This is a genomic window from Jilunia laotingensis (assembly GCF_014385165.1).
GTDB classification, from domain to species: Bacteria; Bacteroidota; Bacteroidia; order Bacteroidales; family Bacteroidaceae; genus Bacteroides; species Bacteroides laotingensis.
Genome location: NZ_JACRTF010000001.1, coordinates 3,054,201 through 3,067,473 on the forward strand (window position 1 = coordinate 3,054,201; position 13,273 = coordinate 3,067,473).

At 39.4% G+C, this 13,273-nt stretch carries 11 protein-coding genes and 1 tRNA gene; 4 read left to right on the forward strand and 8 right to left on the reverse strand.

What is annotated here, in order from left to right; genetic code table 11:
• Positions 1–14 precede the first annotated feature (14 nt).
• The 3 genes from H8744_RS11550 to rho all read right to left on the reverse strand — a co-directional run bounded on the left by H8744_RS11550 (position 15) and on the right by rho (position 6,024).
• Entirely contained in the window at positions 15–1,973 is a 1,959-nt protein-coding gene (locus tag H8744_RS11550; protein WP_262434971.1) for a histidine kinase dimerization/phospho-acceptor domain-containing protein, read from the reverse strand.
• A complete protein-coding gene (locus tag H8744_RS11555; RefSeq protein WP_305067489.1) occupies positions 1,970–3,760 on the reverse strand; it encodes a tetratricopeptide repeat-containing sensor histidine kinase in 1,791 nt (596 codons plus the stop codon). Before H8744_RS11555 ends, H8744_RS11550 begins: the two co-directional genes overlap by 4 nt.
• A 221-nt stretch (positions 3,761–3,981) precedes the next feature.
• On the reverse strand, positions 3,982–6,024 hold the full coding sequence (gene rho / locus H8744_RS11560; RefSeq protein ID WP_262434973.1) for a transcription termination factor Rho: 2,043 nt from the start codon (positions 6,022–6,024) through the stop codon (positions 3,982–3,984).
• A 268-nt stretch (positions 6,025–6,292) separates the two neighbouring features.
• Between rho and H8744_RS11565 the strand changes: the two genes are divergently transcribed.
• Positions 6,293–7,129, forward strand: a complete 837-nt coding sequence (locus tag H8744_RS11565) for a 4Fe-4S binding protein (RefSeq protein WP_262434974.1) — start codon at positions 6,293–6,295, stop codon at positions 7,127–7,129.
• Positions 7,130–7,350: 221 nt separating this feature from the next.
• On the opposite strand, the gene tilS is transcribed toward H8744_RS11565, so the two are convergent.
• Positions 7,351–8,640, reverse strand: a complete 1,290-nt coding sequence (gene tilS / locus H8744_RS11570; RefSeq protein WP_262434975.1) for a tRNA lysidine(34) synthetase TilS — start codon at positions 8,638–8,640, stop codon at positions 7,351–7,353.
• Positions 8,641–8,801: 161 nt separating this feature from the next.
• On the opposite strand from tilS, the gene feoB reads away from it, so the two are divergent.
• From feoB to H8744_RS11585, 3 genes are all read left to right on the forward strand, one after another.
• Positions 8,802–11,273, forward strand: a complete 2,472-nt coding sequence (gene feoB, locus H8744_RS11575; protein WP_262434976.1) for a ferrous iron transport protein B — start codon at positions 8,802–8,804, stop codon at positions 11,271–11,273.
• Positions 11,270–11,488, forward strand: coding sequence for a hypothetical protein (locus tag H8744_RS11580; protein ID WP_262434977.1), 219 nt, complete (start codon positions 11,270–11,272; stop codon positions 11,486–11,488). Before feoB ends, H8744_RS11580 begins: the two co-directional genes overlap by 4 nt.
• Positions 11,489–11,539: 51 nt before the next feature.
• A tRNA-Cys gene (locus tag H8744_RS11585) sits at positions 11,540–11,611 on the forward strand.
• 334 nt (positions 11,612–11,945) lie between these two features.
• On the opposite strand, the gene H8744_RS11590 is transcribed toward H8744_RS11585, so the two are convergent.
• From H8744_RS11590 to H8744_RS11605, 4 genes are all read right to left on the reverse strand, one after another.
• Entirely contained in the window at positions 11,946–12,239 is a 294-nt protein-coding gene (locus H8744_RS11590; RefSeq protein ID WP_262434978.1) for a hypothetical protein, read from the reverse strand.
• 258 nt (positions 12,240–12,497) lie between these two features.
• The gene (locus H8744_RS11595; RefSeq protein ID WP_025833788.1) at positions 12,498–12,830 is read right to left on the reverse strand and encodes an SH3 beta-barrel fold-containing protein; all 333 of its coding nucleotides are present in this window, start codon (positions 12,828–12,830) and stop codon (positions 12,498–12,500) included.
• Between the two features lie 18 nt (positions 12,831–12,848).
• Positions 12,849–13,022, reverse strand: a complete 174-nt coding sequence (locus H8744_RS11600; RefSeq protein WP_159102447.1) for a hypothetical protein — start codon at positions 13,020–13,022, stop codon at positions 12,849–12,851.
• A gap of 11 nt (positions 13,023–13,033) precedes the next feature.
• Positions 13,034–13,198, reverse strand: a complete 165-nt coding sequence (locus tag H8744_RS11605; RefSeq protein ID WP_262434979.1) for a hypothetical protein — start codon at positions 13,196–13,198, stop codon at positions 13,034–13,036.
• Between the last annotated feature and the right edge of the window lie 75 nt (positions 13,199–13,273).

Below are 13,273 nucleotides of genomic sequence, written 5' to 3' on the forward strand. Positions count from 1 at the left end.
CAAAGATAGCGCTTTTATTCGGATCTGTAATCGAATGGATATGTTAAATCGATAACTGTGCGTCCCTGTTCATCGGTGCTGACAATATAACTTCCTCCGAAATGTTCCAAAAGTAAACGATTGATGTCGTGTCGGATACTGACTTTTTGAGATATGAATTCCGGATCTGCCAACGGGGAATTGACAATATGGAAACGTATCAGCCCGGCTTCCACATCCCTTGACAGGGTGAAAGTGATTTCTCTTTGTTTGTTGCATCTGTCGGGATAAGTTAGTAAATCCAGCAAGGTTTGGGTCAGTCTTGCCGTGTCGGTTATAATATTCTGCATGGGGATATCTGTCTTGAACAGAATATCGATATATCCTTCACCCTTCATCCGTGCCATGTAAATGGCATCGTTACAAAGCGAAACAACATCATATTCATGTATCTGAAATTTCATCATATTAGCTTCCAGACGTGATAGGTCGAGTACGTCATTGACCAATTGCATTAACTCTTCAGTATTCTTTTGGATGATGGTTGCGAACTCTTTCCGGGTGCTTTCAATCATGTCGGGCTCAGAAGCTATGAGTTGAGAGAACCCGACAACGCCATTGAGCGGGATCCGGATGTTGTAACTCATATTGGAAAGGAACCGGTTTTTGCTTTCGTTAGCCTCTTCAGTCGTTCGGGTTGCTGTCCGTGTTTCACTTTCCGCTTTCTTTAACGCCCTGCGGATACGATACACGCGGATCATAACGAAAGTGAGAAAAATTAAAGCAACGGCAATGACTCCTAGAATCACTATTTGGATTTGGTTCCGTGAGATTTGCTCTTCCAGTATCATTTTATCCATATGGTAGCTTTTCTGGATTAATTGCAGCTGTTTGTTCGATACTTCGTTGACAACAGAATCTTTCAACTGAAAAACATTTTGATAGATGGGGAGCGCTTCTTGGCTTCGTCCGGCTTCTACTAGTATGTCGGCTTTTACGGATAATTGAGAAATATAATCGGAATTGGCAGTCTCTTTCAAGATGACAATGGTGGTATCCAATCGGCTGATGGCCTGATCATATTCTTTGCATATTCGGTAATAGTATGCATAAGCATCGTGGTAGAGTACCTGATACATGAAATAAGTGTGCGGATTGAGGTATTTGGCTCCTTCTTGTAAGTGTTCCAGTACTTTCTGTGCTTGATTAATGTGTACATAATAATATGCGTAGTAGATTTCATTGAAGATCAACGGGTCACTGAACGCATCTATCATATTGGGGTTTGAATTTACATAATCCTGAAGGAGTTTTTGTTGCTCATCGAGATATATTTTCATATTCTGAAAATCTTCGTTGGCTTTACTCAATGAAATAAGCTGGCATAGGACGGAATTGCTTACTACAGTATTATCTGATCTAGAGAGTAATTTATGAGCTTCTTTCAACGCATTCTTTCCCTCTTCCAAGCGTCCTGTACCCATATATGCATTGGCCAAGCATTGATTAGCACCGATCAAACCACGTATGTTACGGGCTTTCTCTGCTTTTTTGTACATTTCAAGTGCTTTGTTTATGGCCAGTTCAAATTGCTCTCCGTAAGATAAGAGATCTATTTGGCACCGTTGCGCATCGAAATAGTAATCCCATAAATTACCTTTGGCAACGAATGGCTCCATCTCTCTAAGTTTCAGATCGACACTATCCGGTTGGTTCTGATTATAATAGTAGATTACCTGGAAGTAGATGGCCGTACCTGCATATCGGGGTTTATTTTGAATAACGGCTTCCTTTAGAAGCATATTTGAGTACCTTATGCATTCCGGAGTCGATTGCTGCATTCGTGTCAGATTTTGTATTAAGTCAAGTCTGGTGGAATCGTGTGGAAGAATAGGCAATAGATTTTCCAAGCTATCTGTTTCTGTTTGTGACGGTGCAGCAGCACATGATAATATGTAGCAACACTGAATGAGTATGAGTATCAACCGTTTCATAGTGCTTTTTTCTTTGAGTCAATCACTGATGGATTAACAGGATGTGTAAATATGAAACGTGCGCCATCTGTATATTCCGGGTCAATCCATATAGTTCCGCCTATTTGTTCTATGATTAGTTGGCAAATGGATAGGCCTAATCCCGTGCCTTGGGCGCCTTCATTCAGCTTTTCGAACCGGTTGAATATCTGTCCCTGTTTTTCTAAAGGAATGCCGCAGCCGGTATCGGTGACCGAGAATAGAACCATATCCTCGGATGTTTTCTTTATTTCAAGAGTAATCATCCCTTCTGTAGTGAATTTTGTAGCATTGATGAGAAGGTTGATCAGAACTTGTTGCAAACGTGAATCGTCTGTCAATAGAGGTAAGGTTTCTAATGTGGTTAGGAAACGTACTCCGGCTTGTGTCTGTTTCACTTTCTCGACAGTATCGATGACATTCCGACAGATAATGACAGCATCACATTCTCTGAAATTGAATGTAAGTTTTCCTATTTCCAGGCTGGATAGGTCTATGACATCATTGATGAGCTTGAGTAGCAGTTCTGAATTTTGCTGAATGATGTCATTGCATTGTTGTCTTGTCTCATTGTTTATAGAATCATCGGATAATATAGCGGAAAATCCTGATAAAGCATTCAAAGGGGTTCGGATTTCATGGCTCATATTGGATAGGAAAAGGCTTTTTGTCCGGATGGAGTTTTCTGCATTTTTTTGTGCTTTTTCCAATTCTATCTTTGAATGAAGAAGATGTTTATTCTTTTTTCGTAAGTACAAAATAAGGCTGGTGATCAGTCCTAATAAAATAAGAACGGCCAATATTCCATAGGTTATGGTTTTATTTCGTTCTACCTGATTGGCTAGTTCTAATTTATCAATTTGGTAAAGTGTACGCAATTCGTTGATTTGTCTTGTGTAACTGATATTGTCGAGAGAGTCTTGCAAAGCGTTCGCTTTTTGATAAACGAAGCACGCTTCATCGGTTTTACCCAACAGTGATAATATCTGAGCTTGCTGTAACTTTAGTTGGGTATATCGGTTTGGTGCGTAATCGGGTCGAATGCTTTCAGTGAGTAAATTGTATTGTTGGAGAGCCAAGTCATATTGTTGTGTCAGTTCATAGTAACTTGCGTGGAGAAAACTCAAAATATAACTCAAATATATGAAGTTGTGCTTTTGATACAAACTATCGGCTTCATTCAGAAATTTGTGAGCTTTCTTAGGATTGTCCGTGATAATATTATAATAACAATGGCATATTGAGGCGTAGAAGAGGTTGGTACTTCCGGGATGTTCATCAACGAGATTTTCAAACATTCTCAGGTAGATGGACGCTTCATCCAATTTTCCCATTTTCAGTAATGTGAGAATAAGATTTGGCATGATCTGCATTTTAGGAAGGATTGTACTGTTCGTACTACCTTGCAATATTCTTATTGCTTCTTTATATGAGTCGATGGCTTGTTGTTGCATGTTTGCTTCCAGGTAAGCATTTCCGATAGCTCTCAGAGAAAGGGCTATTCCTGGTTCGTAATTTATCCTTTTAGCTTGCTCATACATGGCGTGGGCGCGCTCTACAGCAATGGTAATATCTCCACGGGTGGCGTATGAACTGGCTACAAGCTGTTTGACAAAGAAAAGCAAGTCATATTTCTTTTCTTTTTCTAATTGCGAATCAAGTTCTTTCTCCCATGATATAATACTATCTGCTGTAACATCTCTGGTGTAAGAAAGATTGTTGTCTATAAGGTGTTGTAATTTTGCAAGGTGATTAGTATCATCGTTCATAGAACTGATCGGCTGGATATTGAAGAGTCCGGCGAGTGTTCCAAGTATGTAGAATATATAAATTCTCACTGTTGTTGATTACTGTTTGTGATGTAGTGCTGCAAATGTAAACAAAAAGAGTGAAGAACCTAAGTATTCTCCACTCTTTTTAATAATTTATTTTTTATGCTAGCTTGCACTTTAGTACTTTCCAAATATGGGTTGCCAAGAAATGTATTTGTTTAGCTATTCATGCTCATCAGGAATTCGTCGTTATCCTTGGTCTTTTCCAAACGGTCTTTTACAAAATCCATTGCTTCAATCGGATTCATGTCGGCCAGATATTTGCGTAAGATCCACATGCGGTCGAGTGTTGTCTTATCAAGCAACAAGTCATCACGACGTGTACTCGATGCCACGATATTAACAGCAGGGAAAATACGTTTGTTAGACAAGTTACGGTCAAGCTGTAATTCCATATTACCCGTACCTTTGAATTCTTCGAAGATGACTTCATCCATCTTAGATCCGGTGTCTATCAAAGCGGTAGCGATGATGGTAAGTGAGCCCCCGTTTTCAATGTTACGTGCAGCACCGAAAAAACGTTTGGGCTTATGAAGTGCATTGGCATCCACACCTCCCGACAATACTTTTCCCGATGCAGGAGAGACAGTATTGTATGCGCGTGCCAGGCGAGTTATCGAATCAAGGAAAATAACCACGTCATGTCCGCATTCGACTAGTCTTTTGGCTTTTTCGAGTACGATACCTGCAATCTTCACATGGCGTTCGGCAGGTTCGTCGAATGTGGAAGCAATGACTTCGGCATTGACGCTGCGAGCCATATCTGTTACTTCCTCCGGGCGTTCGTCAATCAGAAGCATGATCATATATACTTCCGGGTGGTTGGCTGCAATGGCATTTGCAATATCTTTCATCAACAGCGTTTTACCTGTTTTGGGCTGAGCCACGATTAATGCGCGTTGCCCTTTGCCTATGGGTGAAAACAAATCGACTACACGTGCCGACATAGAGTCTGAATAACCTCCTTTGCAAAGTTTGAATTTCTCATCCGGGAAAAGTGGAGTAAGATGATCGAAAGGAACACGATCACGTACGAATGCAGCATCGCGACCATTGATCTTTGAAACTTTTACCAAAGGGAAATATTTTTCACCCTCTTTTGGAGGACGGATGACTCCTTCTACTACATCTCCGGTTTTCAAGCCGAATAGTTTGATTTGCGATTGAGAAACATAGATGTCATCGGGAGATGAAAGGTAGTTATAATCGGAAGAACGAAGAAATCCGTAACCATCTTGCATGATTTCCAGAACACCGGTTCCCGTTAATATATCGTCAAATTCATAAGGCTTTTCTCGTTCAATTACTTTACGTTCCTGTACTGGAGCATTTTCACCCATGTTTTGCTGCTGTGCGGATTTAGGCATAGGCAGGCGGGGATTATTATTGCTTCTAGGGGCATTAGTGCTGTTATTATTACTATTATTGTCACGTGGACGGACAATACGTGGACGCTGTTGGTTTTGTAATTGTTCGGGAGTAGGAGGAACTACCGGTTCAGCTTTGGTGGATTCGAATTTGCCGAATAATTCGGTAGGCAACTCCACTTTTTCGGAAGGAAGGTCCTCGATGGGGATAAAATCATCATCACCGCCTTCAGTCAGTATATTGCTTTCCTCATCAATTACAGCGGGCGCTTTGGGCTTAATAATGGGTTTTACAACCGTTTCAGTCACCTTTTCCTCGATAGGCTTTTCTTCTGCGGGAATTTCAATTATTTCAGTAGTGGTTGCTTTGACTGGTTGTTCCTCTTTGTTCTTATTTTCCAGAACATTTTTACGGGGACGGCCAACCTTTTTCTTTGGTGCCGATGGCGCTTTCGCTTCTGGTTCGGGAGTATCGGTTTTCTTTTCAGGTTCTGCTTCTTTTTGTATGGTATCTGGAGAAGCTGGTGCTGCTTGGGCTACTGGTTTGGGAGATTCTGTTTCCGCTTTTGTTAACTCACCGTTTTGTTTGGCTGAGAATACTTTATCTTCCTTCTTTGCCGGAACACGCGAACGTTTTTTCTTATCTTCTTTACGTTCCTCCTTCAGCTTATCTGCTGCCACTTTTTTTGTAGCACCAGCGATGGCCTGTTCGTCAAGGATTTTGTAAACAAGGTCTTCTTTTTTTAGTGATTCTGTCTTTTTGATTCCCAGTTCGCGGGCAATAGTTTGCAATTCCGACAAATCTTTGTCGTTTAATTGGATAATGTTATACATACAGTATAGTAACTTATTAATATTTTTTTCTGTTGAGATATGGATGGCACAACACGACTTCACAAATGACGGGGTTATGCGAACATATTCTTTTAGTTATTATGAATCAGGGATGTTTTTGTTGAATTGGATATCTGCTTACTAATCCTTTTAGGAAAATATCAGAGTGTTTCAACGGTGCAAAGATAATAAATAATTCTGATTTCATAAATAAATAGTCTTTTTTTTCCATTTAAAAGTGTATCTTTGTTTTTCAAAAAGAAACATTATGGTAATCACTGAAGCTCATCTTATTTATTTTTCACCTACCCATACCTCTAAACAAGTGGGCGATGGAATTGTTCACGGACTGGGAATAACAAATATTATAACTACTGATTTAACATTGAGCCCGATTGATGAAATGCAATTACCGGCATCTGCTTTGGCGGTAATCGTTGTGCCGGTATATGGCGGACATGTGGCTCCCTTGGCTTTGGAGCGTTTGGCGTGTATCAAAGGTACGGATACACCGGTTGCTTTAGTGGTTGTTTATGGTAATCGCGCTTATGAAAAGGCGTTGCAGGAGTTGGATCAATTTGTTCTTCTTCGTGGATTTAAAGTAATCGCAGGAGCGACTTTCATCGGTGAGCATTCGTATAGTAGTACCAAATATCCCATTGCTGCAGGTCGCCCTGATGAACATGATATTACATTGGCTGTAGATTTTGGAAAGAAACTTAGGACTAAAGTAGATATTGCATCCGGTATTGAAACACTCTATCCAGTCAATCTTCGGTCTATTCCCCGGCCGCAACAATCCTTTCTTCCTTTATTCCGTTTTCTTCGGAAGGCTGTTAAGTTACGTAAAAGCGGAGTGCCATTACCGCGTACTCCATGGATAGAAGATGAAGAAAAGTGTACGCATTGTGGGGCATGTGTGCGTAATTGTCCGGCAGGAGCCATAATAAAAGGAGATGAGACACATACAGATCCGGATAAATGTATCAAATGTTGTGCTTGTGTCAAATCATGTTCTCAGAAGGCAAGAGTATTTGATACTCCTTTTGCGGTTTTATTATCTCAGTGCTTTACGCGTCAAAAAGAACCCAAAAGTATTTTATAGTAATTAAGAGCCGGTTTGAACTTTCCTCAAAAGTAGTTTATTCAGCTTCTTTTGATTTTCTTCTCAGCTTGTTTTCTCGTTTTTATTCGTCATATAGCCTGCTATGTTTTTTGTGTAAATAGGGAATTCAAGAAGAATTTATGTAAAGAAAATAGGATGGAATTTAAGTAGGCTTTGAGCGATGCGTGAAAAGTGATCATATTGGATATTATCAATATCATTCACTTTTCACGCATTGTTATTATTATAACTCTTTTTGTTTTATCGTCTATGCGGTAGCGATTATCCGTGCGTTCACCTATGACCCATATTATTTTATCTCTTTGGCAAAGTACATATTGACGCTCTTTTTGTATAAGCGATAATTTACGGTCGGTTAAATAATCACTAATCTTTTTTTGCCCTTTCATGCCAAAGGGAACAAATGTATCTCCTTTCCTCCACTTTCTGATAGTAAATTCTGTATCTTCCAATTTGTCCGCATCAAAACAGGCTATATTTTTTTCACGGGGTATTACGAAGTCTTTTGTGTATATTAATTCTTCCCGAATGAGTTGGAAAGGAGTTTCTTCTAAATTCTCTTTTGGTTGAATCAATAACATATTCCTGTCTTTTATAATTCTCCAGCCATCTTTGCTGATAAGCTGTTTTCCCGTTTGTCCTTTTAATAATAAGGATAAGATGTTCTGGATTTGAGCCGAATTAAATCCGAGTGGATGTAGAATCTCAAACAATAAAGCATTGGGTGCAGGTTCTTTTAACAGGTCACTGATACGGATTCCTTCTTTTGTTAACACTCTTTGTTTTCCATTCTCTATTTCATTGTTATATATAAGCTCTATTTCATTCAAGTAATTACTGGTTGCAATAATGTTTTTTTTCACAGATGGATTGATCTCTTCCATTAGTGGAATCAGGTTTAGTCGTATTTTATTTCGGATATATTCATCTTCGAGGTTAGTACTGTCGGTTACATAGTTTTGACCGATACTACCTAGATATTCAATAATATCTTGACGGTTAACACATAATAAAGGGCGGATGATATCTTTATTTTGGGGACGTATTCCTAATAAGCCGCTAAGTCCTGTACCACGAATAAGATTTAGTAGTAAGGTTTCTACACTGTCGTCCTGATGATGGGCTACAGCGATAACATTGGCTGCACTTTCTTTTTTTATTTCTTCGAACCATTGATAACGAAGCTCCCTGGCAGCCATTTCAATGGATATTTTGTTTTCAATGGCATATTTTTCGGTTTCGAAATGAATGATGTGTAAAGGTATTTGCATGGATTTACATAATTCATGAACGAAAGTTTCATCCCGGTTTGACTCTTCCCCCCGGAGATGAAAATTGCAATGAGCCGCTTCGCACTTATATCCAAGAGAATGCATGACGTGTAACAAAGCAACCGAATCTGCTCCACCGCTTAGTGCTATGATCACTTTATCTTCTTTGGAGAGTAAGTGTTCATTATCGATATATTTTGCAATTTTCTTTTCTAACATAGTGCAAAGATAATGTTTACTTTTTATTAATAAGTCAGTTTTATGTTGATTTCTGTTAGACAATTTCCTAGTAGAAAAGATGCGCTATTTAAAAACATTCTAAATAATTTGTAAGCTCCGAACTAATCTATTATCTTTGCAAAAATTATAGAGAACAAGGTATGCGTTTGTCCGAATTGAAAACAGGAGAGAAGGGCGTTATTGTTAAAGTACTTGGCCATGGAGGCTTTCGTAAGCGTATTGTGGAAATGGGTTTTATCAAAGGTAAAACTGTAGAAGTACTGCTGAACGCACCTCTCAAAGATCCCATTAAGTATAAAGTATTAGATTATGAAATTTCACTCCGTCGGCAAGAGGCCGATATGATTGAAATAATTAGTGAACAGGAAGCAAGGCAACACATTAAAGAATCTGATTATCATCCTGGTTTGCTTGAAGGTATCCGTGCTGAAGGAAATAAATTGAAACAAGTTGCCCTTGGAAAACGCAGAACGATCAATGTCGCGTTGGTTGGTAATCCCAATTGTGGGAAAACTACACTTTTCAATCTGGCTTCAGGGGCGCATGAGCATGTTGGTAATTACAGCGGTGTTACCGTAGATGCCAAAGAAGGATATTTTGATTTTCAAGGTTATCATTTTAAAATAGTCGATTTACCGGGTACATATTCTCTTTCTGCATACACTCCGGAGGAAATCTATGTTCGCAGACATATTATCGAGGAGACACCGGATGTAATTGTGAATGTTGTTGATTCTTCCAATCTTGAACGTAATCTTTATTTGACCACACAACTGATTGACATGAATGTGCGCATGGTGGTGGCTCTGAATATGTACGATGAGCTGGAAGCTAGTGGGAATGATTTGGATTACTTGAAACTTGGTCAGTTATTTGGAGTTCCGATGGTGCCGACGGTCAGTCGCAAAGGACAAGGAATCGATCAACTATTTCATGTCATTATCGGTATCTATGAAGGGGGAGATTTCTTGGATCAAAAAGGTGAAATTCGTTCAGAAATATTAAAAGATCTGAGAGATTGGCACAAAACTTATGTTCCGGATCATGAATTCGGTAGCCATAAGGAGGAAAACGATCATCCTCGTGGATTTTATCGTCATATACATATCAATCATGGACCTGATTTGGAAAAGGCGATTGATGCAGTGAAAGAGGCGATATCTAGAAATGAGTTTATAAGACATAAATATTCTACTCGTTATCTTTCAATAAAACTGTTGGAAAATGATCCTGATGTGGAGCAGTTCATTAGGACATTGCCTAACGGGGAAACTGTGGTTGCTATTCGTGATAAAGTGGCCAAACGTATACAAAGTACGTTGAATGAAGATAGTGAATCGGCTATAACGGATGCGAAATATGGTTTTATTAGTGGCGCTTTGAAAGAAACCTTTACAAACAATCATCAGGAGAAGGAGCAAATAACCAAAGTGCTTGATACGATTGTAACGCATCGTATCTGGGGATATCCTATTTTCTTTCTTTTTATGTATATCATGTTTGAAGGGACCTTTGTGATTGGTGAATATCCGATGATGGGTATTGAATGGTTGGTAGAAGCGTTTGGTAATCTTATCCGGGACAATATGAGTGAGGGGCCATTGAAGGATATGTTGGTGGATGGAATTATTGGTGGAGTAGGGGGAGTTATTGTATTTCTTCCTAATATCCTCATACTATATTTTTTCATTTCATTGATGGAAGATTCTGGTTATATGGCGCGTGCCGCTTTTATTATGGATAAGATTATGCATAAAATGGGTCTTCATGGTAAATCGTTTATTCCTTTGATAATGGGATTTGGATGTAACGTACCTGCTATAATGGCTTCGCGTACCATTGAAAACCGGAAAAGTCGGCTTATTACGATGCTTGTCAATCCTTTAATGTCGTGTAGTGCGCGTTTGCCTATCTATTTACTTTTGGTAGGAGCATTTTTCCCGAATAATGGTAGTTTTGTGTTATTGATAATTTACGCCATTGGCATTTTGCTGGCAGTGTTATTGGCGCGTCTGTTCAGTAAGTTTTTGGTGAAGGGGGATGATACTCCTTTTGTAATGGAGCTACCGCCTTATCGAATGCCTACATCGAAATCTATTTTACGCCACACCTGGGAAAAAGGGGCGCAATATCTGCGCAAGATGGGTGGAATAATAATGATTGCATCTATTATTATTTGGTTTTTAGGCTATTACCCCAATCATAAGGACTATGCAACCGTAGCAGAGCAACAGGAAAACTCATATATCGGGCAAGTTGGAAAAGCAATTGAACCTGTTATCAAGCCGTTAGGTTTTGATTGGAAACTCGGTATCGGTTTGATTTCTGGAGTAGGTGCTAAAGAGTTGGTAGTAAGTACACTTGGTGTATTGTATACGAATGATGCTGATGCAGACTCGGTAAGTTTGGCAGAGAGAATACCGATAACCCCGTTTGTTGCATTTTGTTATATGCTTTTTGTCTTGATTTATTTTCCATGTATTGCAACGTTGGTGGCTATCAAACAGGAATCCGGAAGTTGGAAATGGGCACTTTTCACTGCGGGGTATACAACCGTTCTGGCATGGGCGTTAACTTTTGCTGTTTATCAGATAGGAGGATTATTTTTATGAGTTGGAATTGGCAGGAATGGGCGGTTGCTCTTTTGATTTTACTTTGCATAATTCGTATCTTTTATGGATTTTATAAATTTTTCCATCATGTGAGAAATAATGATAATCCTTGTGCAAGTTGTGCAAGTGGTTGTGAATTAAAGCGTCAGCTTGAAAAAAAACAGCAGGAATGTAAAGAAATCAAAGGAAACTCAAACAAAAATTGCTGTGGATAGTTTGGTAGTTTCAAAATTTGTACTACCTTTGCAACCGCAAACGAGAAATAAGGTTCCTTGGATGAGTGGCTTAGTCAGCGGTCTGCAAAACCGTGTACGGCGGTTCGAATCCGCCAGGAACCTCAATGGTAAAACGCTAATTACTGATAAACAGGTAGTTAGCGTTTTACTTTTTGCCCAAAACAAAGAAATGTTACCATAGTGTTACCATGGCGTATTTATTGCTATCATAAAAAAGGAGGCACGTTATCTCACGACAACACGACCTCCAAAGTGAATTTAAAATGCTAATATGGCATTTGTTCACAAAGGTAGGCTTTTCTTTCTGATATATCAACCCCTGCTGCATCCTGCATCGGAAAGCAGGACGATCCGCCAAAAGCTGTGTATTCGTTCCCTGCCGGGTTCTCGCTACCCGATGCCGTTCAATCCGTCCGCAGGGATGTAGTATGCGGTGTTATCTGTTGCCCGTCCATACTAATTCCATATTAGGAAACTTTGTTTTTTCTATCCTGTACCCGGCTTCCTTTATCTTTCTTGTTGAGGCGTTTACATTGGAGTTGTTACGTCTTATCTCCTGTATTTCATTTTCAAGTTCATCCACCCTCCTAGACATTATGCCGTACGCATCAAGCAGGCGGCTTATGTATCCTGTAACGGATTGTATGTTTTTCAGTTCCTTAAGAACCTGCTCATGCTCTTCTGCTAAAGAAATTACCTGGCTCCTCAAATCTGATGTATTTGTTCTCATAATAAAGTTTGTATTATTAATAATCTTCCTTGTCTATAAAATCTTTGAATCTCTTATTGTGGTCGTGTAGCACTTTTCCCAGTGCCAACGAAAGAAACATGATAACTATTTCCATAACCCACACTTTAAAAACCATTCTTCCCGGTCAATTCCTTTGCAGTTCCGCAAAGCAACCATATCACTACACAAATAAAAAACATGATGTTTCCTTTCTTCTTTGTGGTGGGTACGTTGAGGCATACCCACCGTGTTAATACTTTATGCTATCTTTACGAGGTTTGCCACTTTGTAGCACCTGTATTCGCTTTTCTCCGTATCGAAGTACACTTGTACCGTCTCACTCTTTTTTCGGTTGTCCGTGCCCTTGTTTTCGGGTAGCAAACTTTCTTTCAGTGTTCCGTAAGCCTCACGTATCGAGCCGTCCACCTTTTGAAAGTAGAATTTAACTATTCTTTCTTTCATGGCTGCTTTGAGTTTGATGTTCATCCAAGCCGTTTTAAGGGCTTCACTCATTGAATAACCGTTCTTCTTGACCATCTGCCAAGCCATGCGCATAACTTCACGCATCAGGCTTTTAAATTGTGTACTCATATCCTTAGCGTTTTGGGGTTAGTAAATTACATAGGCAATGTGTACCGCTTTCTTTGCGGACACGTTAGGGTAAACCCTTTTAATGTAGTCATAGCTCTTTGCGATAATCTCGGTTGCTTCCTGCTTGTTGTGCCCTACCTTTACCGCTGCGGAAATCAGTGTTTCCAGTGAATGAAAGTCTTTCGTTCTCATAATCGTATGTTTTAATAGTTGTATCCGAAATAGTTTTCCCAATAGTCAATTTCAGCCTCATAAGAAGCCATGCACTCCGCTTTGCTTTCTTCGTACATGGCGAACACTTCCGTTTCGCTCATTAATAATACCGCTTGGTATTCTCTGCACATCCGGTTTAAATCTTCTCTTGTCATAAGGCTTATATCTTATTGGTTTATTATTGTATTGCAAATGTAGCTACTTTATACTACACAAACAAGTATTTGAAG